Raw genomic sequence first — 20,627 nt, 5'->3', positions numbered from 1 at the left:
GCGATTGAAGGCGGAGCACTTATTGACCATCTTTATGGCGGCGAGAGTAATGACACCCTCACCGGCAACGACGGTAATGATTATCTGGAAGGCGGTTTAGGCGATGATACTTACATTATCAATGAGGCTGATGGTGTCGATACGTTACTCGACATCGATGGTCAAGGCAGTATTTTGTACAAGGGCGAGCAGTTGGATGGCGGATTAAAAATTGCTGAAAATACCTGGGTGAGTGCCGACCACTTAACGACTTATACGTTATCGGGTGACACGTTATTTATCAATGAGAATATACAAATTCAAGGTTTTACCAAAGGTGATCTTGGTATTGACTTACCTAATACCGAGCTACCTAAATCTATAAGTTATTATGCGACGGAGGAGTCGGAGTTTTTATATAGCGAGGATGAGCGGGAATCTGCGAGCAGCTATTCGACTGCAGTGGGTGAAGGCGTAAATGGTATACCAAAATATCCAGTTAGCATTTGGTATACTGAAGGATATAGATATCATGCGCTTCCTGACTTTACAGCATATTATTATGGATTGGGCGGGAATGATTATATGGGATTCGATATAGGCAATGACTGCGGATTCGGCGGCGAAGGTAATGATTTTATGGTGAGTTATAATGGCGGTAAGGACTCATACTATGGTGGTGATGGTAATGATTTTATTCAGCTATATGACCCTAACGATAAACTCTTTCACGATCCTAGTGCGATTATAGCCCCAGATAATGGTACTTACACAGATGGCGGTGCGGGTGACGATATTATTACTATAACGCGGCATTATGTACCAGGTGTTACTTTCGCGGGTGAAAATACAGCGTATCTATTGGGGCAACACGATATATTCGATTATATTTTACAAGACATATCAGAGGCCGAATTAATCAGTTTTTATGCCAATGCGTCACGCGAGCAAAAAGCAACCATACCATTCGCAGGAGGGTTTTTCCCTGAGCTAAAAACATCGTTTTGGCAAAACGATGTTTTGTTCTGTGAAGATACCAGTGGGGCACTGTATTTATTTCCTACCTTCGAGTTTTCGACGCCAACCTTCACCGCTAATCTGCACACATACAGTCTTGATGGTAATTACACGTTTCATTTAATGATGGTTTATTGGAGTGCAGAAGATAACCACGACACGTCTTCTCATACGTTATTCGGCGGCGAAGGCAATGATTTCATTGAAGGCGGCGTTTGGCAATGACCTAATAAACGGCGGTGCCGATAACGATGCCATTGATGGCGAGCGCGGCATTGATACGGTTTTTGGTGGCGATGGCGATGACTTGATGTTAGGGGGTGAAGGTAATGATAATTTAGATGGCGGTAACGATAACGACGATATTTATGGTGAAGATGGTGGCGATGCAATACTCGGTGGTCTCGGCGACGATACGCTACGCGGCGGCAAAGGCAATGACACCTTGGACGGTGGCGAGGGCTCTGATCATTATCTCGTTGAGATTGAGGAAGGGCAAGATTCAATCACCGATAGCGGGAGTACCGGTGAGGATACACTACGTTTTGGTAAAGGCGTAACGTCACAAAAACTTATCAACGAGCACCAGTTAACGATAAATGGCAGCCTCTCGTTCCTATTTAGCGGTATTGAACGTATCGATTTCAATAACGGTAGTGTTTGGCGCTTAGGCGAAGATATGTTTGGCGACACCGGCGATGATACGTTTGTGGTCGATAATTCGGACGATGTCATTCATGAAACAGAGAGTGGAGGCTTGGATACGGTACAAGCGTTGGTCAATTATGTCCTACCTGAACACGTTGAGAATTTAATTCTTAACGGTGCAGAAGGTATTAACGGTCAAGGTAATAGTTTAAACAATGCCATAACCGGTAATAACGCCGTCAACGTGTTAGCTGGTTATGACGGGGCTGATGCGCTTTGGGGTAACGCGGGTAATGATACGTTAGATGGCGGTGCTGATGCCGATTATTTAGACGGTGGTGAAGGTAATGACGTTTACCAAAACACGACCGGCAACGATACTATTTATGATATTGAAGGCCATAACATTATCGAATTAACCGCCTTAGCTGTTAATGCTCTATCCGCAAACAATGCCGACTTGGTTTTATCGTTAACTGATAACAGTGTGCTTACATTACATGATGCGTTTTTTGGTATGTCAGCGCTGCTACAGTTGAGCGATGGACAACAACTCGATTTAGAAACACTCTTTGGTACAAGCTTGTTTACGCCGTTAGATCTGACTTTAAGTGACGAAGGTGGCAGATTATATGGTGGCGCGGGTGACGATAGGTTATCGGGCAGCATCCGTGCTGATACGCTATCGGGTCAGTTGGGCAATGATGTGTTAATCGGCGATGCCGGTTCTGATGTGTTAAGCGGCGGTATAGGCAACGATACGTTGAATGGTGGCGCGGACGCAGACAGGTATCTATTTGAAACAGGCTGGGGGCACGATGTAGTTAGCGACTATGACCCAGATAGCAGCCCTATCGATGTGATTGAATTTGGCGCCGGGGTGTTGCCCGATAATATTTTAGTTAGCCGAGACAATTTTAATTTAGTGTTAAGGCTAGAAAATAGTAGCGACACATTAACCGTGGCTAATTATTTCTATCCAACAAACACTATCGAGAACATTCGTTTTGCTGACGGCACAACGTGGGATTTTGAGACGCTAAAAACCTTAATATCAGGCACGGATGGCGATGATAGGCTCTACGGTTATGATACGGCTGACATTATTGACGGATTAAACGGCAATGATGGGATTTATGGGTTGGCAGGCAATGATACGTTAATCGGCGGTAATGGCGATGATGTTATTGATGGCGGCGATGGCCGAGATGTCATTTTCGGCGGTAACGGCAATGATGTGTTAGCAGGCGGTACAGGTGGCGATAGGCTTAAAGGAGGTGATGGCAATGATCGATTATACGGTGGTCAGGGTGACACGCTTGACGGCGGTGCAGGCGATGATACCTTCGAAAGCGGTGAAGGCAACGAACTTTATTTATTCGAACCGGGTTTCGGTAATGATGTTATTTACTACGCTGATGGCGGCGATACCTTGCAATTTGGTGTCGGCATTAATGCCAATGATCTTCAAGCTAGGCGTACTGTTGATGGGCTTGTCATCGGTTTGCTAAACTGCACCGATCAGATCACGTTGCAAACAGGTAGTTTTTCAACGGATTTCCCCGTTATTCGTTTTGCCGATGGCTCGGTATTAGATGCCAACGCTATTATTGCATTGACCAACACGGGTAGCAGCGATGATGATGTTTTGGTTGGTTCAGATGGTGATGATGAGCTTTATGGTCTTAACGGCAACGATTTGTTATACGGTGGATTCGGCAATGACACCCTTAGCGGTGGTAATGGTGATGATGTGCTGTACGGCGGTTGGGGGATGATGGCAGCAGCCGCGATGTCTTAATCGGTGGAGCGGGTGACGATGCTTTTTATGGTCTAAGTAATGATACTGTTGTGTTTAATCAAGGCTGGGGTCATGATCAAATATCAAGCTGGGTGCATTTTTCGGATTCTCCGTCTACTTTGCAGTTTGGCGATGGCATTGCTGCCGAAGATATTCGGGTAAGCTATACCGATTATTACGGTACGTTGTTACTTAGCAATCGCATGTATGACGATACCATTGGGCTATGGGACTTCGAGAATATTGGCATTAGCACCCTACGTTTTGCCGACGGCACGGAATGGGATATCGCAACACTTAAAGCACAAGCGAATTTACCTAGCGTTTATAACGATTGGTTGTTTGGTACAGTTGATGATGACGTTATTAATGCGTTAGCCGGCGACGACCATATCATAGGCAATTCCGGCAGTGATCTCTTACAAGGAGGCAATGGCGACGACACGCTGGTTGAAGATTACGGCATTTTTTCAGGTGATGATACGTTAGACGGCGGTTTTGGCAACGATTGGCTGCAAGGTGGTGGTGGCTCGGATACTTATCTATTCAGCGACGATTTTGGTCAAGACATTGTTAGTGATGAAAAGCAAGCCAGTACCACCGATACGATTCGTTTCACCGGTCTTATTAACGCGTCAGATATTCAAGTTAGCCGTTATCCAGGCGAATATCTTGTGCTGAGCCAATTTGGCACGGACAATTGGATTAAATGTTATACGATGATTGACATTGTTCAATTCACTGACATCAGTTTAAGTTATGCGGAGCTAACCGCTAAGGCCTTAGCTGTTGGCACTAGCGACGACGATTTCAACGGTAGCAGCGCTGACGATAAAATCGATATGATGGCAGGCAATGATACTGTGCATGGGTTCGCAGGCAACGATACGTTGTATGGCGGCGATGGCGATGACGTTGTTTACGGCGAGGAAGGTAACGATTTTATCAGCGGAGGTGCAGGCAGCAATCAACTGGTTGGTGGGGCAGGCGACGATGTGTATAGCGTCACTAGCCAAAGCGATAACATTATCGAGCTGCTTACTGAGGGGCTTGATGAGGTGCAGGCTTGGGTCAGCTATGAGCTTAGCGAAAATATTGAAAACTTAACGCTGGTAGGGACGACTGGCACAGACGGTACGGGTAATCAGCTTAATAACCTATTAACCGGTAATATCGCTGCTAACATGTTAGCGGGCGGTTTAGGGGACGATACTTACGTTGTCGATGCCTTAGATACTGTGATTGAAGCTGCTGAATCAGGTTTTGATATGATTCGTAGTACAGTGACGTGGACATTGGCTGCGAATATCGAAGCACTTGTATTGTTAGGAGATGAAGCTATTAATGGCACGGGAAATACGTTGAATAATACCTTAACGGGTAACGTAGCTGCTAATAGATTAGCAGGTGGATTAGGTGATGATACTTATGTGGTTAACACGGGCGATACGACAGATGAAGCGTTCGGAGCAGGCAGCGATACGGTTAGAAGTAATAGCGCATGGTCGTTAAGCGCTAATATCGAAAACTTGACGTTATTCGGTGGCGCGGCTGTTAGCGGGATAGGTAATGATTTAAACAATATAATCAAAGGTAACAGTGCGGCTAATCAATTATTAGGTGGTTTAGGCGATGATACTTACCTCGTCAGCACGGGTGATAGCGTTGTTGAAGAGCCTAACTCAGGCATAGATACGGTGCAAAGCAATGCTGATTGGAGCTTAGCGGATAATATCGAAAATTTAACGCTAACAGGTAGTATCGCGATCAATGGCAATGGCAATGCTTTAAACAATGTCATAACGGGCAACGGTAATGCTAATAGTTTAACCGGAGGAGACGGTGACGATAGGCTAGATGGCAGGGCGGGTGTCGATTCTATGGCTGGCGGCCTGGGCAATGATAACTATGTCGTAACCTCAGGGGATGCTGTAATTGAACAGGTTGGTGAGGGTATCGATACCGTTGAATCTGCTGCGACTTATACATTAAGTCTTAATGTGGAAAATTTAGTGTTAACGGGGGCTGCTGCTGTTAAGGCCGTTGGTAACGAAGGTAAGAATATGATAATGGGTAATGCCGCCGCTAATATTCTGGTAGGTAAAGAAGGTAGTGACACATTATTGGGCGGTTTAGGTGCAGACCGATTTACCTATACCGGTTCTTTAGATACTGGGGTAAGCGCTAGCTCGCGTGATATTATCCAAGATTTTTCTAGCCTTGACGGTGACAAAATTGACCTTAAGTCGTTAGATGCCAATCCAACGCTGACGGGTATACAGCGCTGGACGTTTGTTACCAATTTTAACTCAGTCAGTGGCCAAGTAAGTTTTAATAGTTCAAGCCATTTGCTAGTGTTAGATCGAAATGGTGACAACATACCCGAGCTACAAATTGAGCTACTAGGTGTGATGTCATTAACGAGTTCAGATTTGATTTTGGTTTAACAAGATTACTTCGCGCAGTCTCATTCAACTTTTGAGGTGTAAATAGCCGATTGTCTTAATTTTTGGCTGTGCGGAGTAAGGAAGATTAGGTTTACTCAAAATTGTCATTGCCGCATGAGTATGTCCGTAAATGCTTACCTGTTCAATTAACAACAGGAAAAACTGTCAACGCGTGGGTTTATGTCTATAATCGTGACGTATCGGGTCTTAAACGGATTATTAGTGGTGATTACTTGGCAGATACTTAAGGCTTGATAACACGTATAAAAAAACTCATTACTTTAATCTCATTATTTATAGGATATTGTTATGCACACTATCAGACAATTCATAGTGCTGTTTGCTGTTTTGGTGTTTGCTTCGTTAAAGCTGGCTCACGCAGAGTCGCCTGCTTACTCGATTTATAATGACACGGCGACCACGCTTTATTTTGATACTATGGATCCTGCGCGTGGCACATGGCGTAATCAAAGTGTTAGCGCGCATCAAAACAAAAAAGTTCACTATCAACTCAGGCTTAACTAGCGCTAAGATTAGAATTGGCACACCAGCGCGGGGATATAACGAGTATACGTTAGGCGGTGGCGGGGTATATCGATTAACGTGGAGTGATGCCAAACAAATGTGGGATGTGACGGCTGACCAACAAGCGTATAACGCTACGGTGGCGTATAACCAGCAAAACCCAAGCTATAACCCCGGCAAGCAAGCGCATTCAAACTTGCCTTATCGTTTAGGTGATGCGGTGATGGTGTTATGGAAGGGGAAGTGGTATGCCTCGACGGTTATCCAGTTGGGCAAGAATAAAGTCAAAATTCATTATGACAACTATGATAGTAGTTGGGATGAGTGGGTAGAGGCGGCAAGAATACGTTATCGCTAGCTGTATGCTCCGGTTATTGCTTAATAACCGGAGCATAATGCCTACATATCAAAATGTACGGCTAAGCCGAAAATTAATTGGTGGTTTACCGTATCAGTGCTAATCGTACCTCCGCCGATTAAATCATCTTCAACATCGACATACGTCAGCTTATATTCGGCAAAGCCAGAAATAAACTTGTAAAGATCGTAGTTAATGCCCAACATACCGTTAAAAGCAGGACCCGCCCCAGCTTGGTATTCATAGGTTTTTTCGCTGTTGACTAACGCTTCAACATGCGGAATGGCAAAGCCTATACCTAAGCCAGTATAAAGTTGCATACGTCCTAAAAAGGTTTCATCTCGTTGTCCGGCCGGAAACCAGCGGTAATGGCCATTAAAGGTTAATGTGTTAACACCATGTGACATATTAAACTCTTTCAAGTCGGTGCTATTAATAGGCACATTAGCGTTAATAGGCACGCCGTTTTGTACTCCGTTAACCGCTACGGTTTCTGAGTCAACGAGGTAATTTTTTAAATGAGCGAAATCGACCGAAACACCCCAGTTAGGCATACTATTAAACCAGTAGCCAATGCGTGCACCATAAAATGCAGGCTCATCGAAAGAATTGTCTTCCCAACTGACATTGGAATAATTTAAGTTAGTGTTACCTTGCGTTAAATTTAAGTCACTGTTATCAATAAAAGATTTCCCGCCGTAAATAGCTAGGTTAATTTCTGCATTAGTGTTAGATGTCAATAATAACCCCGATACTAAAACAGCGGGAGCTATGAAACGACTTAGTTTTTCCCTGATTTTGGATGTTTGGTGCAAATTTATTTTCATTGGTTTTTTTTATGTGTAGTGATAGTAAAAAAATCAGTATCGATAGATATTATTGACACCGAGCATTAAAAATATAGGTCAAAACCTTATAAAACCAAGTGGTTTTCGTCATTATACAAAACCTGCACAACAATAAAAAATTTAACCGTCAGAATTCAACTAATAAAATAGCATCCAGTGCGTAGAATTTTGGTTGGCCTTATTATTATAAATAGTCAGCCCGGCGTTTAAAAATACTCTTCTTTCAATGATGTAAATGCGCTGATAGCCAGCGTGCTGCGACTTCTTCGGCAATGCCTTTACGTTTGGCATAATCTTGTAATTGGTCGTGCTCGATTTTGCCAACATTAAAATATTGCGCTTCTGGATGGGCAAAATACCAACCGCTTACGGCTGAGGCAGGGTACATGGCATAGCTTTCGGTTAAGCTAATACTGGTATTTTCTGTTACGTTAAGTAACGCAAATAATTTAGCTTTTTCGGTATGGTCAGGGCATGCCGGATAGCCGGGCGCAGGGCGTATGCCTTTATAGGCTTCTTTAATCAGTTGTTCATTATCAAGAGCTTCGCTTTCCGCATAGCCCCAATAGTCTTTTCTTACCAACAAATGCATATATTCGGCAAAGGCTTCTGCTAGGCGGTCGGCTAGGGCTTTGAGCATGATTGAGCTGTAGTCGTCGTGTTGCTGTTCAAACTCGGCCAACTTGCGTTCTATACCTATGCCCGTTGTGACCGCAAACGCCCCGAGATAATCGTTTATACCGCTGTTAATAGGGGCAATAAAGTCGGCTAAACAATAGTTTGGTCGCCCTGGCGCTTTGACGGTTTGTTGACGCAAATGGTGTAACGTCTCGATGACGGTTAAGCGCTCATCATCGCTATATAAAACCACATCGTCGCCGTCGCTATTAGCGGCAAAAAAGCCAACGACGGCGCGCGCACCTAGCCAGTTTTCGGCAATAATGTGTGCCAGCATAGCTTGTGCATCGTTAAATACGCGCTTGGCTTCATCGCCTATAACAGGGTCAGCAAATATTTTTGGATAGCTACCTGACAGTTCCCAAGTTTGGAAGAATGGTGACCAATCGATAAATTCGGCTAAGGTGTTAAGGTTGACATCGGTAATTGTTTTAATCCCTAAAAAGGTAGGTTTTATCGGTGCATGGGTTTGTCCAATAAAGCGATTAGCACGTGCGTTGGCGATAGGGTGTTGTTGAGCTTTTTGTTCTTTGCCTAAATGCCGTTCTCTGACTTCGGCGTATTCGGTGCGTAAGTTTGCTAAATAAGTTGGCTTGGCATCCGCGCTAAGCAAGTTAGAAGCAACGCCAACCGCGCGCGAGGCGTCAGTGACATAAACAGTGGCACCGCTACTATAATTGGGCTCGATTTTGACAGCAGTATGCGCGCGTGAGGTCGTCGCGCCACCTATCATTAATGGAATGGTAAAGCCTTGGCGTTGCATTTCTTTTGCGATATGCACCATTTCGTCCAGCGATGGGGTAATAAGTCCACTTAAACCAATAATATCGACGTGCTCTGCTTTGGCAGTTTGCAGAATTTTTTCTGCCGGTACCATCACGCCTAAATCGATAACGTCGTAATTATTGCATTGTAAAACCACCGAAACGATGTTTTTGCCTATATCGTGTACATCGCCTTTAACCGTAGCCATCAAGATTTTGCCATTAGTTTGTCGGTCGCCTGCGGTTTTATCGGCTTCCATAAACGGCATTAAATACGCCACGGCCTTTTTCATCACGCGGCTGATTTAACAACTTGTGGTAAAAACATTTTTGCCAGCGCCAAATAAATCGCCGACGACATTCATGCCGGCCATTAATGGGCCTTCTATCACGTGTAATGGACGCTCGGCCTCAAGGCGTGCCGCTTCGGTGTCTTGATCGATGAAGTCAGTAATACCTTTGACTAACGCATGTTCCAAACGCTTAGTGACCGGCCAACTGCGCCAAGCGAGATCTTCGGTTTTAGTTTCGCGGTTTTGTTGGTCGCGATATTTTTCCGCAATTGCAAGCAGGTTTTCTGTTGCTTCGTTATGACGATTTAAAATGACATCTTCTACTGCATCACGTAATTCTGCTGGAATATCTTCGTAAATAGCTAATTGCCCAGCGTTGACGATACCCATAGACATGCCGGCTTTAATGGCATGGTATAAAAATACCGCATGAATAGCTTCGCGTACGGGGTTATTGCCACGAAACGAAAATGAGACGTTGGATACGCCGCCGGAGATTAACGCATGAGGCAGGCTTTGTTTAATGATACGAGTCGCTTCAATAAAATCGACGCCGTAGTTATTATGCTCGTCAATGCCGGTTGCAACGGCAAAAATGTTAGGGTCAAAAATAATATCTTCAGCCGGAAAGCCAACGTGTTCGGTAAGAATCTTATAGGCGCGTTGGCAAATTTCGATTTTACGCGCCTGTGTATCAGCTTGGCCGACTTCATCAAACGCCATGACTATGACGGCAGCACCATAGCGCTTTACGAGCTTAGCTTGGCGGATAAAGCTGTCTTCGCCTTCTTTTAACGAAATTGAATTAACAATGCCTTTGCCTTGTAAGCATTTAAGTCCAGCTTCTAAAATGTCCCATTTAGACGAGTCCAACATAATGGGGACTCTGGCAATATCGGTTTCAGCGGCAATCAGTGATAAAAATCGCACCATTGCGGCTTTAGAATCCAACATGCCTTCATCCATGTTGATGTCTATGATTTGCGCACCGTTTTCAACTTGTTGTCTCGCTACCGCTAAGGCGCTTTCATAGTCGCCTTCAACAATCATGCGTTTAAAAACTGCCGAGCCGGTAATATTCGTGCGCTCACCTACGTTAACAAATAGGCTGTCTTCGGCAATCGTCATGGCTTCTAAGCCAGATAGTTTGCATTGTTTAGGCAGAGTCGGAATGATGCGTGGTGGTTGTTCTTGTACGGCGTCAATAATGGCTTTGATGTGTGCGGGTGACGTGCCGCAACAACCGCCGATAATGTTGATAAAACCACTGCTGACCCATTCTTGGATTTCGCTAGCCATCGCTTCAGGAGACTCGTCATAGCCGCCGAAGGCGTTAGGTAAGCCCGCATTAGGGTGAGCTGACACATGTGTGTCAGCAATAGCCGATAGCTCTTCAATATATTGGCGCAGTTCTTTAGCACCTAATGCACAGTTAAAACCAAATGAAATGGGTTGAACGTGTTTTAATGAATGCCAGAAGGCGCCGACGGTTTGTCCTGATAAGGTTCTACCCGACGCATCAGTAATCGTACCCGAAATCATGATGGGCAACGTAAAACCTAGACTGTCAAACACTTCTTCGACCGCAAACGCAGCGGCTTTGGCGTTAAGCGTGTCGAAAATGGTTTCTATCAAAATAATATCAGCCCCGCCATCGATAAGACCGCGCGTGGCTTCCGTGTAAGTTACGACTAATTCATCAAAACTGATGTTGCGAAAACCTGGGTCGTTCACATCAGGCGACATAGATGCCGTGCGGTTGGTTGGCCCTAGTACGCCAGCGACAAAACGCGGTTTGTCCGGTGTTTTATCGCTAAATTCATCAGCGACTTGTCTAGCGAGTTTAGCGCCTTCTCGATTTAACTCGTATACTAACGTTTGCATCTGATAATCGCCTAAGCCAATGCTATTGGAGTTAAACGTGTTGGTTTCGATAATATCAACGCCAGCGTCAAAATAAGCTGTGTGTATGGCTTTAATGATGTCAGGCTGGGTCAGCGTGAGCAAATCGTTATTGCCTTTTAAATCGACGGGCCAGTCAGCGAAACGTTCGCCACGATAATCTCGCTCCTCAAGTTGGTAGCTTTGAATCATCGTTCCCATTGCACCGTCGAGAAATAAAATGCGTTGGCTGAGGTGTTGTTTGAATAGATTTGCTCGGGTCATGCGTGCTAACAAGATGCTCTTAAGTTAATATTTCGTCGAATGGCATTCATTCTATGCTATTTTTAGCAAAAACATAGGAGAGGGTATGGCAAAGCCAACAATTGTACAAGTTATTCAGAGTGTCGTCGCGGCGTTTGTCGGTGTGCAAAGCGACGATAACCGGCATAAAAGATTTTAGCCAAGGGTCAGCGTGGGTTTATATCGCAGTGGGAGTCATGTTTACGATAGGGTTTATTATGACTATCGTCGTTATTGTAAATTTGGTTTTAGGTTGATTTTTAGGGCATAAAAAAAAGCTCAAGTAAAACTTGAGCTTTTTGCCTATCACTGAAGCGGAATTATTTTTTGATGCCGTCTTTCATTGATGACGTAGCACTTTTGAAGGTTTGCACAAAAATATCGCCCATTCCTGAGAATAATGTATTAAGGCCTATTTTTTCTTTTAACATGAAATGGCAACGGATAACCGCAACAATTAAAATGCCTGCTATAGGTGGCATTAATTCAAAGAAAGTTGATAAAAACGCGCCGCCACCACTTTGGAAGCCACCTTCATTTTTTCTGTCGCCGACACTTGTTAAATCACGCTCGTAGTTAGCACCGCCTTCTTCGCTTCTCATCGACTCTAAAATATAAACGTTTTAAGTCAACCAGCAAGAATTGGGACGCTAAAAACGCGCCAGCGCAAATGCCAACCCACATCCAGATATTGCTAACGCCTGCTTTTATGGCTGACTGGTAAATCCAGATTGCCACATAAATCATTACTAAACCACCAATCATTGTTATATCCTCACCTTGAAAGAAATGTTTAAAGTTTCGTTAAAAAATAATAGAGAAATTGACATTTTAGAATCATATTTTTGTCACTTTTTTCAATGACTTTACAGGATTCATACTTTTCTTGTCCCGGTTTTGATTGTTTTTTTATTTCACCGTTTTCGACAGAATATTTTATGTCAATCTTCATTTCTTTGGTTCTGCCCACCGAGTCGGTTGCGATAGTGTGCAACACGCCATTAGTAGCAAAGTCCCATTCAACTTTAACTGCTTTTTTTTCGCCGTCAATTTTAGATGCTTCGGCAGTGACTGCCCATTTACCGGCAATTTCGCTACTATCTTTAAGTGCAACATCCGCTTGAGCAGATGCCGCTAACATCATTAAAACGGCCGGAATTATTGTAATATAATTTTTTATCATTTTATCCTCCCCTCATACTCACTGCGCGTTAAAGTGAGCAGTTTAAACCATAGTGGAATTGCTATCGAGTTTTTAATTTGCTAGCCCGGTTTTTATTAGAGAAGGGGGTGTGCATTTTTAGTGTAGCAAACATTTAACTTGACTTTAGATTCCCCTAAAGTATTATGTAATTTCCCTATGCTATAAAAAATAGCGATTTCTAAAACACAAAAATTACAGGTAGGACATCTCATGGGGTTCATCTTAGATCTCACTGCAATGTTAAAAGAGCCAGCCGGCATGGTCGGTGCAGTTGTAGTTATAGCTGCTGTTTATTTCTTAGCTAAATGGGTATTCGCACCACACCCAGATGACGAAAAATAAGCTCTAAGGGCATCGGAATAAAACTTAAGGCCGCTAGATTTTTTAAATCTAGCGGCCTTTGTCGTTTTAGGCCGTATGAAAGCTTTTCCATATAAACTCTAAGTCTTTTATAATTTATATATTTGCCGGTTTGAAATGTATAAATTCTTCTTATCCAACGTCCAGCGCTTGTTAGCACAATCTGCTCCTGCTACCGGTATTGGCGTTTATCGAATCTTGTATGGTTTAGTGACCTTGCAAGAAATCATTTTTCTGTATTATTTTAGTCACTTAATATTTGACCCAATACCTTTTATTGACGTCGAATTTCCGACGATTAATTATTTTTTGGGTTTTTGGGCGGTTATCGCGATTTTTCTTGTTGTGGGCTATCGTTATCGTTTCGCGACGGTTTGCAATTATTTGCTATGGCTGGTGTTTGTAAATTTTACGCCTATGCAACGCGATTTTGACGGTGGTTTTGACTTATTCATGACGGGCATGGGGTTTTTCTTGCTGTTTATGCCGGGTGACCGTGCATTCGCGCTTGATGGCTTGCGTGCTAAATTGCAAACGCCTTTCATGCGTATTGATAAGCCGCAAGCGGTTACAGTGCTTGCCTATTATGTGCCGGTGATTATTGGCTTGGGTTTTTTATATTTTGATTCGGCTATCCATAAATTATTCGCCGAGCATTGGCGGCACGGCTTAGGCGCTTGGTTGCCCTGCACCCAGCCTTATTATGTGTCGGTGCTAGATATGTCGTTTTTGCTAAACAACGAAATGTTAGAAAAAACGATTGGCTATACCATTTTATTGTTTCAATTTAGTTTTATTTTCTTATTTGCGCATAAAAAGCTACGTTTAGTGTATTTGCTGTTAGGTGCGGGTTTACATTTAGGTATTACCGTATCGTTCAACATTTATCCGTTTGGGTTAGGTATGTTGATTTGTTATAGCTTGTTAATACCGTATGAATTCTGGCAAGGCTTAGCGGCACGAATGGTTGAGAAAAGCCCCAGCTTAACGGTTTTCTATGACAGAGATTGCCCTTTATGTAATCGGACAGTATTAACCATCGAGCACTTCGATATATTTAAGCGCATAGACTTTAAGAACGCGCAAGACTATGCTCAGCGGTATCCTCGTTTAGCTAGCTTGGATGAGCAAATGTTATTAACGGATTTATATGCTTTAGATGCTCAAGGGCATTTATTTGCTGGCGTAGATACCTATATTCAGATTTGCTTGCACATGCGTACCATGGCTTGGTTAGGGGGGCTACTAAGCTTGCCTGGCGTAAAAACCTATGCGGTTAAAACGTTACAGACAAATAGCCGATAATCGAAGCCGTGTGCCATGTAATACAAGCTGTATGTTGGAAAAGCCAGAGGGGTTAGAAAAGACGTTTTACGACATGTTTTTTGTCGATTTTATCGCGCAAAAAACCAAAAGCGGCATCGCGCATATTGACTAAATTACTCTTTGTCATGTTGCTGTTCCAGTTAAACAGCACGATTCATTATGGCTTGATTTATCGTTTCGATATTGAAACTAGGCATAATCCTATCACTAGCTATTTAACCGATGCGAGTAATTCCTTACTTGAGATTTCGCAGCTTTTCTTAGGTATTGCGCCTCATGCGTTGTATTTACATGACCATTTTTCCGGTTATGACCGAATTTTAGCGCTGACCTATACTAATCAGAATGGTGAAGAGCAATGGCTGCCTTTTGTTAATGAACAAGGGCGCTTATTAGCGCCTAATTGGGGGCGTGTACATTCGATGTGGGCGAATATTGCCGTAACGCCAACGATTAATCAGGTACGGTTGCAAAAGTTTATTATGAAAGTCACGGCTTTTTACGGTCATCAGTTGGGGTTAAATCTAAATAATACCGAATTTCATATTAAGCTTAAGAAAATCGATGCGCCGAATGATTGGGTGTATGACCAATTGCATAAAAACTTTGCAGCACCTTGGACAACAATAGGACATGCGCGCTGGACACATAACGTGATTACATTTGATTTACCCAATAATATTAATTCGTTGTAAGTCCTGTTTGTTTAAATATTGCATAGCTTTCTTAGTCATGATATAAATTAGTTGTGCTTTCATTCATTGACGCACAATAAGTAAAATAACTGAAACCCCTTTGGAGGATAATATTATGAAGAAAGTAATTGCGATTTTAGCTATGGCACTGATGGTTGTTGGCTTAACAGGTTGCATGGACCCACAAGACGGTTCAAAACAAAGAGTTACTAGCTCAATCGAACTATAAGAATCAAGGCAGTACAAAAAACCCAGCCATTGGCTGGGTTTTTTGTTTTAAGGGGGCTTTAAACTAAACGCCCCCAAACATCATGCTCATCGGCATCTTCAACCACAACATCTACCCAATCGCCAACGTTTAAATGCGTGGCACCATCGATAAAGACTAAACCGTCAATTTCAGGGGCATCGGCTTTGCTTCTAGCAACAGCACCTTCTTCGACGACTTCATCAATTAAAACGGTTTCTTGTCGGCCAATGCGGCGTTCTAAGCGTTGCGCGCTAATCTCAGATTGTAAGTCCATAAACCGTTGTAAGCGTTCTTGTTTGACTTCTTCAGGAACCGGATTCGGTAGCTCATTTGCCGCTGCGCCGTTAACCGGTGAATAAGTAAAACAGCCGACTCTATCCAATTCAGCTTCGGATAGAAAGTCTAATAACTCTTCAAATTCTTGCTCAGTTTCGCCAGGAAAGCCGACGATAAATGTACTTCTTAAGGTTATATCTGGACAGAGTTCTCGCCAAGCTTTAATGCGTGCTAGCGTGTTTTCAGTGGCTGCTGGTCGCTTCATTAATTTTAAAATTCGACTATTAGCATGTTGAAACGGGATGTCTAAATACGGCAAGATTTTGCCGTCTGCCATTAACGGAATAATGTCATCGACATGCGGATAAGGGTAGACATAATGCATCCGCACCCAAATACCTAAATCGCCTAGTGCTTTGGCTAAATCATAAAAACGTGTATTAAGCGCTTGTCCTTGCCAAGTCGTTGCGCGGTAAGCCAAATCCAAGCCATACGCGCTGGTGTCTTGCGATACTACCAATAATTCTTTCACGCCAGCCGCAGCTAGACGTTCGGCTTCATTTAATACTTCATCGATAGGTCGACTAACGAGTTTGCCGCGCATAGACGGAATAATGCAAAACGTACAACTATGATTACAGCCTTCTGAGATTTTGATATAAGCGTAATGATTAGGTGTCAGCTTAACGTCTTGTGGCGGCAATAAACTGGTAAATGGGTCGTGTCTAGGTGGCAAATGCTCGCGTACTGAGGCAACGACTTCATCAAACGCATGAGCGCCAGTGACTTTAAGTACTTGTGGGTGGCGTGCGCGAATTTCCGCCTCGCGCGCACCTAAGCAACCGGTGACAATAACTTTGCCATTTTCTGCTAAAGCTTCACCAATGCTATCTAGCGATTCTTGCACCGCTGCATCGATAAAACCACAGGTGTTGACCACCACTAAATCGGCTTGTTGATAATTAGGCGAAATCGCATAACCGTCTTCGCGCAATTTAGTTAAGATTTTTTCGCTATCGACTAAGGCTTTTGGACAGCCTAAGCTGATGAAGCCTACTGAGGGAATGTGTGTCATAAAGTTACCAAAGCAGCACATGATACGTCATGTGCAGAGAGAATTAAGCTAATAAGGAGGAAAGTAAGTCCTGCAACTTAGACGATTGTCGGCAGTAAGCAAGTCTATGGCTGATGATAATACTTTTTAACTCGGTCAGCGCTAGTGAAAAGTCATCGTTAACGACTAAGTAATCAAATTCGGCATAATGGCTCATTTCCGCCACGGCATCGCGCATACGTCGCTCGATAACGGTGTGGTCATCTTGTCCGCGTCCTTGTAACCGTTGTCTTAATACGTCTATTGAGGGCGGTAAAATAAAAATCGTTACGCTTTCAGGCAGTAAAATGTTTAATTTGCTGAGCGCCTTGCCAATCGATTTCAAGAATAACATCCGAACCTAGTGATAAATGGTGTTCGACAGCGGTTTGTGTTGTGCCGTAATAATTGTCGAAGACTTGCGCATGTTCTAAAAAAGCACCTTGTGCCAGCAGCTCTTGGAATTCTTCAACGGAGATAAAGAAGTAATCTTTACCGTGTTGTTCGCCCGGCCGCATCGCACGCGTCGTATGCGACACTGACACGGTAAGTTGCTTAACGTCATGCAGTAATTGCTTAACTAAACTGGTTTTACCGGCACCGGACGGCGCGGCAATAATAAATAATTGACCAAGACTCATAGTGTCTTTAAAAGTGAAGTGAGAAAGGGATTATCGAATTTAGGTTTCGATTTAATCCCTAAGATACCAGAATCCAAGTCATGGCAAAAGCGTGTTGCTTAAGCAGGGCAGGGTGTTTGCGAGAATAATCCCTCTATAAAGTGAAGCGTATCGGTTAACACCGGTTCGCTGGTTTGATACGGTAACGCAAAAGCGCCTATTAGCGTTTTATGGTCAAGTTCTGAGTAAATATGAGAGCTGACACAGCCGTTTATAGCTAATGCATGGTGTTTTAAACTGTCCAGATTTTTAAGTTTAACAACACTATCTTTAAGGCCATGGAGTAATAATAGCGGCGGTTGTCCTGTGTGGACAAAATTAACCGGTTGGCTGTTCGCATAATTCGATGCTGGGCCGAATAAATCGGCTTGATAAGCCTCAGTAAACGGTAAAAAATCATAAGGCCCCGCTAAGCCAACGAAACCTTTGATGTTGGCATAATAATCTGGGCCTAAATAAGCTGGATTTAACGTTAGCATTGCAGCAATATGCGCTCCCGCCGAATGCCCCATGAGCACAATATTTTGAGGATTTAAGCCATATTGCGCGGCGTGATTGACAGCAAATTTCACTGTGCCTGCTGCGTCGTGCATGATGTCGGCGAATTTAACGCTAGGATAAAGGCGATAATCGCTAATCACAACGGGATAACCCGCGCTGGTAAATGCCTCGGCTAGAAAGCGGTAATATTCTTTGGTCAAGGGTTGGCAAGCGCCCCAGCAACCGCCATAAAAAAACACAATGAGTGCTCGGTTTGGCTTAGGCTGCGATGTTAAGTAAATATCTAAGTGCTGTTGCGAGTGCTCGTCATAGACTAAATCAGCAATGCGTTGATAATCGGCAAAGCGCGCTGCTAAATTAACATAGCCTAGCTGTAAACTTGTGCAACCGGTTAATAACAGACACAAGCCTAATAACAAAAACACCTGATGACATTTATATCGCATCGTAGCTACTGTCTTAACGTTTAGTTTAACGTCCCAAAAATCGGCTACCAACTTAAGACCGGACAGGGCATTCAGAGTGTAGGGCGCCGTTAATACATCCCTGTAGGCTTGGCGGCAGCATCCCTGCTGCCAACACCTAAACGCTGAATACCCTGTCCCTACTAAAGTGTGTAGCCAAAAATCAAAAGAGTTACCGCTCATAATCACCCAGAGAACACCCAAACAAGCCATCGTAATATCAATAAGTTGGTTTTTTTCACTATATAATGAATCGCGATAAACGGCTAATGCAATAATTCTTTATTGAGTAAACTCAGTTTTTCGTTGTTTGCTTGGTATAATATCGAGCTTTACCCAAGCCATAGTTCGAGAGATTTCATGATTCAAGGTAGTATCGTAGCGTTAGTCACACCGATGGATGAAAGCGGTGCGGTTGACAAAAACAGCTTGAAAAACCTGGTTGAGTTTCATATCACACAAGGCACCGATGCCTTGGTCGCCGTCGGCACCACGGGTGAATCGGCGACATTAAACGAAGAAGAGCATATAGATGCTATTAAGAGTATTGTCGATTACGTTGCGGGACGCATACCGGTTATCGCCGGAACAGGTGCTAATTCGACTAGCGAAGCGATTAACTTAACGCAAAAAGCTAAACAAGCCGGTGCTGATGCCTGCTTAATCGTCACGCCTTATTACAATAAACCTACGCAAGAAGGTTTATATTTACATCATAAAGCCATACATGATGCTGTTGATATTCCGCAAATTTTATACAACGTACCCGGCCGCACAGCGTGCGATATGCTGCCCGAAACGATAGGTCGTTTAGCGCAATTAGACCATATCATTGGCGTTAAAGAAGCCACGGGAGACTTATCTCGTTTCGCTGCAATACGTGCGCTCGCCCCTGCTGATTTTGCGTTGTATACCGGGGATGACGCGAGTAGCCGGGAATTTTGCTTATTAGGTGGGCAAGGCTCCATCACAGTAACCGGTAATGTCGCGCCTAAATTAGTTCATGACATGATTACGGCTGCGATGCGAGGTGAGGCAGACTTAGCGGCTGCTATCGATGCTAGCTTGGCGGGTTTACACAAAATCTTATTCATACAATCCAATCCTATTCCGGTGAAATGGGCTTTAGCGGAAATGGGATTAATCCCTAAAGGCATTCGTTTACCGCTGACTTGGTTAAGCGCGGAGTGCCAAGCACCGCTAGCCGAAGCAATGCGTACAGCCGGTTTGATTTAACATGCGCCTAATGCAAACACCATTTATTATCGTTTGTGTGCTAATTGCAACCAGCCTAAGCGGGTGCAGTTATGTAAAAAGCCTATTTCCCGATAAAGAAAAAGACTATCAATATACCACCGAAATAGCACCGCTAAAGCTACCGCCCGACTTAGGCCAAACCTCTTTAGCCACAGCTGCCGTCAGTGATAATCCTAGCACCGCTACCTCGGCACCGGAAAAACCTGAGCCTACGACAGCACCGGTTATAGAAAACCCTAGCGTCGTTGCGACAGAACCGACACCAGAGACACCTATAGCTACACCTAGCGAACCTAGTGCAAACTTAACGGAGACAGCGGCTAGCTCAGAACCAGACAACAAGCAATATGCGCCGATTAAACATGAGCCTATCGCTGTTGAGTTAATCGGCGATGGTGCAGGTAATCATCGATTACGCCTACGCACGGATTTCGACAAAGCCTGGCGCGCGATTGATAAAGCGCTAAGCCGTAAGTCGTTAGAAGTCACAGACCGTAACCGGCAAGCGCGCTTATTTCGCGTACAATTCGACCCCGACGCTAAAAAGCTACAAGACGGCTCGTTGTTAGATGAAGCCTTGTTTATCTTTAGCGGCTTTCAAAGCAATGAAAAAGAATATACCGTCGAGTTAATCGACAGTTCAACGGCGAATCAACCGCAAACCGATATTACCTTATTGGATGCCAACCGGCAGCCGATAAACGACGATGCGGCGCAGAATTTATTAAAACTCATACAGAAAACTATTGTTTCTGATTTTGTTAAATAAGCCATAGATGCCGATATGCGTACCTTAATCGGCAAAAGCGATGACAGGTATCATTGCACACAGTTAAGAGATAATTGTTAATAATTAACAGATTAGAATGGTATGGGTTGGGTTACGACTGCATGGATGCAGGAGGTAGACAGAAAACCGCTCCTGCGTTTTCTGCATTCACCACATCCATGTGGCTTAGCAACGCAGGAGCAGTTGCCG

At 43.8% G+C, this 20,627-nt stretch carries 19 protein-coding genes and 3 pseudogenes; 14 read left to right on the top strand and 8 right to left on the bottom strand.

Translation table 11 applies throughout. The features are described 5' to 3' along the window. The 6 genes and pseudogenes from VZ94_RS04630 to VZ94_RS04615 form a co-directional block, all read left to right on the top strand. Positions 1–1,221 (top strand): annotated as a pseudogene (locus VZ94_RS04630) (calcium-binding protein); the annotation flags it as partial. Beyond that, complete coding sequence (locus VZ94_RS04625; RefSeq protein WP_045778340.1) at positions 1,190–3,445, top strand: calcium-binding protein; 2,256 nt, start codon at positions 1,190–1,192, stop codon at positions 3,443–3,445. The pseudogene VZ94_RS04630 and the gene VZ94_RS04625, both read left to right, overlap by 32 nt. Further along, positions 3,412–5,892: a calcium-binding protein gene (locus VZ94_RS04620; protein ID WP_045778339.1), complete on the top strand. Its 2,481-nt coding sequence runs from the start codon at positions 3,412–3,414 to the stop codon at positions 5,890–5,892. The genes VZ94_RS04625 and VZ94_RS04620 overlap by 34 nt, the downstream gene beginning before the upstream one ends. A gap of 101 nt (positions 5,893–5,993) precedes the next feature. Then, the gene (locus VZ94_RS32665; protein WP_082081394.1) at positions 5,994–6,140 is read left to right on the top strand and encodes a gamma-glutamylcyclotransferase; all 147 of its coding nucleotides are present in this window, start codon (positions 5,994–5,996) and stop codon (positions 6,138–6,140) included. Positions 6,141–6,201: 61 nt separating this feature from the next. Continuing rightward, positions 6,202–6,417: a hypothetical protein gene (locus VZ94_RS26810; protein ID WP_204369050.1), complete on the top strand. Its 216-nt coding sequence runs from the start codon at positions 6,202–6,204 to the stop codon at positions 6,415–6,417. Continuing rightward, positions 6,365–6,775 (top strand): Tudor-knot domain-containing protein, encoded by a 411-nt coding sequence (locus tag VZ94_RS04615; RefSeq protein ID WP_204369049.1) that lies wholly within the window; start codon positions 6,365–6,367, stop codon positions 6,773–6,775. Before VZ94_RS26810 ends, VZ94_RS04615 begins: the two co-directional genes overlap by 53 nt. Before the next feature lie 41 nt (positions 6,776–6,816). Here VZ94_RS04615 and VZ94_RS04610 read toward each other — a convergent pair whose 3' ends face one another. After that, positions 6,817–7,515: an outer membrane beta-barrel protein gene (locus VZ94_RS04610; protein ID WP_157844850.1), complete on the bottom strand. Its 699-nt coding sequence runs from the start codon at positions 7,513–7,515 to the stop codon at positions 6,817–6,819. A gap of 331 nt (positions 7,516–7,846) precedes the next feature. Beyond that, positions 7,847–11,524, bottom strand: a pseudogene (metH, locus tag VZ94_RS04605) (methionine synthase). 85 nt (positions 11,525–11,609) lie between these two features. Here metH and VZ94_RS27995 point away from each other — a divergent pair. Beyond that, the gene (locus VZ94_RS27995; RefSeq protein ID WP_239649633.1) at positions 11,610–11,702 is read left to right on the top strand and encodes a DUF2970 domain-containing protein; all 93 of its coding nucleotides are present in this window, start codon (positions 11,610–11,612) and stop codon (positions 11,700–11,702) included. A gap of 37 nt (positions 11,703–11,739) precedes the next feature. Further along, positions 11,740–11,799: a hypothetical protein gene (locus tag VZ94_RS27990; protein WP_239649634.1), complete on the top strand. Its 60-nt coding sequence runs from the start codon at positions 11,740–11,742 to the stop codon at positions 11,797–11,799. 63 nt (positions 11,800–11,862) lie between these two features. Here the strand turns inward: VZ94_RS27990 and VZ94_RS31635 are convergent, their stop codons facing one another. Genes VZ94_RS31635 through VZ94_RS04590 form a run of 3 tightly spaced genes read right to left on the bottom strand, consistent with a single transcriptional unit; the run spans position 11,863 to position 12,725 of the window. Next, positions 11,863–12,144, bottom strand: coding sequence for a hypothetical protein (locus VZ94_RS31635; RefSeq protein WP_338040242.1), 282 nt, complete (start codon positions 12,142–12,144; stop codon positions 11,863–11,865). Beyond that, positions 12,119–12,307 carry a hypothetical protein gene (locus VZ94_RS31630; protein ID WP_338040241.1) on the bottom strand — a complete coding sequence of 63 codons (189 nt, stop codon included), beginning with the start codon at positions 12,305–12,307 and terminating at the stop codon, positions 12,119–12,121. The genes VZ94_RS31635 and VZ94_RS31630 overlap by 26 nt, the downstream gene beginning before the upstream one ends. A 28-nt stretch (positions 12,308–12,335) precedes the next feature. After that, entirely contained in the window at positions 12,336–12,725 is a 390-nt protein-coding gene (locus tag VZ94_RS04590) for a hypothetical protein (protein WP_045778336.1), read from the bottom strand. A 231-nt stretch (positions 12,726–12,956) separates the two neighbouring features. Between VZ94_RS04590 and VZ94_RS30200 the strand changes: the two genes are divergently transcribed. The 4 genes from VZ94_RS30200 to VZ94_RS31615 all read left to right on the top strand — a co-directional run bounded on the left by VZ94_RS30200 (position 12,957) and on the right by VZ94_RS31615 (position 15,127). Then, complete coding sequence (locus tag VZ94_RS30200) at positions 12,957–13,088, top strand: hypothetical protein (RefSeq protein ID WP_275575132.1); 132 nt, start codon at positions 12,957–12,959, stop codon at positions 13,086–13,088. A 168-nt stretch (positions 13,089–13,256) separates the two neighbouring features. Further along, positions 13,257–14,411: a DCC1-like thiol-disulfide oxidoreductase family protein gene (locus VZ94_RS31625; protein WP_338040240.1), complete on the top strand. Its 1,155-nt coding sequence runs from the start codon at positions 13,257–13,259 to the stop codon at positions 14,409–14,411. Positions 14,412–14,421: 10 nt separating this feature from the next. Beyond that, positions 14,422–14,544 (top strand): hypothetical protein, encoded by a 123-nt coding sequence (locus VZ94_RS31620; protein ID WP_338040239.1) that lies wholly within the window; start codon positions 14,422–14,424, stop codon positions 14,542–14,544. Next, complete coding sequence (locus VZ94_RS31615; RefSeq protein WP_338040238.1) at positions 14,537–15,127, top strand: hypothetical protein; 591 nt, start codon at positions 14,537–14,539, stop codon at positions 15,125–15,127. Before VZ94_RS31620 ends, VZ94_RS31615 begins: the two co-directional genes overlap by 8 nt. Positions 15,128–15,414: 287 nt before the next feature. On the opposite strand, the gene rimO is transcribed toward VZ94_RS31615, so the two are convergent. From rimO to VZ94_RS04570, 3 genes and pseudogenes are all read right to left on the bottom strand, one after another. Next, positions 15,415–16,728, bottom strand: coding sequence for a 30S ribosomal protein S12 methylthiotransferase RimO (gene rimO, locus VZ94_RS04580; protein ID WP_045778335.1), 1,314 nt, complete (start codon positions 16,726–16,728; stop codon positions 15,415–15,417). Positions 16,729–16,771: 43 nt separating this feature from the next. Then, a pseudogene (gmk, locus tag VZ94_RS04575) lies at positions 16,772–17,387 on the bottom strand (guanylate kinase). Positions 17,388–17,485: 98 nt separating this feature from the next. After that, positions 17,486–18,373 (bottom strand): alpha/beta hydrolase, encoded by an 888-nt coding sequence (locus tag VZ94_RS04570; protein ID WP_157844849.1) that lies wholly within the window; start codon positions 18,371–18,373, stop codon positions 17,486–17,488. 378 nt (positions 18,374–18,751) lie between these two features. On the opposite strand from VZ94_RS04570, the gene dapA reads away from it, so the two are divergent. Then, the gene (gene dapA / locus VZ94_RS04565) at positions 18,752–19,627 is read left to right on the top strand and encodes a 4-hydroxy-tetrahydrodipicolinate synthase (RefSeq protein ID WP_045778334.1); all 876 of its coding nucleotides are present in this window, start codon (positions 18,752–18,754) and stop codon (positions 19,625–19,627) included. 10 nt (positions 19,628–19,637) lie between these two features. Next, positions 19,638–20,417 (top strand): NlpB/DapX family lipoprotein, encoded by a 780-nt coding sequence (gene bamC, locus VZ94_RS04560; protein WP_157844848.1) that lies wholly within the window; start codon positions 19,638–19,640, stop codon positions 20,415–20,417. Positions 20,418–20,627 lie beyond the last annotated feature (210 nt).

Origin of the sequence: Methylocucumis oryzae (assembly GCF_000963695.1) — a bacterium.
Classification (GTDB): Bacteria; Pseudomonadota; Gammaproteobacteria; order Methylococcales; family Methylomonadaceae; genus Methylovulum; species Methylovulum oryzae.
Note: the sequence above shows the minus strand (reverse complement) of the source record. Positions and strands in the feature narration are given on the sequence as shown.

Excerpts from the sequence above, each read along its gene's own strand:
- bamC (WP_157844848.1), top strand. The coding sequence starts at position 19,638 with ATGCAAACACCATTTATTATCGTTTGTGTGCTAATTGCAACCAGCCTA.
- VZ94_RS31635 (WP_338040242.1), bottom strand. The coding sequence starts at position 12,144 with ATGAGAAGCGAAGAAGGCGGTGCTAACTACGAGCGTGATTTAACAAGT.
- VZ94_RS04570 (WP_157844849.1), bottom strand. The coding sequence starts at position 18,373 with ATGCGATATAAATGTCATCAGGTGTTTTTGTTATTAGGCTTGTGTCTG.
- VZ94_RS31630 (WP_338040241.1), bottom strand. The coding sequence starts at position 12,307 with ATGATTGGTGGTTTAGTAATGATTTATGTGGCAATCTGGATTTACCAG.
- VZ94_RS04590 (WP_045778336.1), bottom strand. The coding sequence starts at position 12,725 with ATGATAAAAAATTATATTACAATAATTCCGGCCGTTTTAATGATGTTA.
- VZ94_RS26810 (WP_204369050.1), top strand. The coding sequence starts at position 6,202 with ATGCACACTATCAGACAATTCATAGTGCTGTTTGCTGTTTTGGTGTTT.
- rimO (WP_045778335.1), bottom strand. The coding sequence starts at position 16,728 with ATGACACACATTCCCTCAGTAGGCTTCATCAGCTTAGGCTGTCCAAAA.
- VZ94_RS30200 (WP_275575132.1), top strand. The coding sequence starts at position 12,957 with ATGGGGTTCATCTTAGATCTCACTGCAATGTTAAAAGAGCCAGCCGGC.
- dapA (WP_045778334.1), top strand. The coding sequence starts at position 18,752 with ATGATTCAAGGTAGTATCGTAGCGTTAGTCACACCGATGGATGAAAGC.
- VZ94_RS27995 (WP_239649633.1), top strand. The coding sequence starts at position 11,610 with ATGGCAAAGCCAACAATTGTACAAGTTATTCAGAGTGTCGTCGCGGCG.
- VZ94_RS04625 (WP_045778340.1), top strand. The coding sequence starts at position 1,190 with ATGATTTCATTGAAGGCGGCGTTTGGCAATGACCTAATAAACGGCGGT.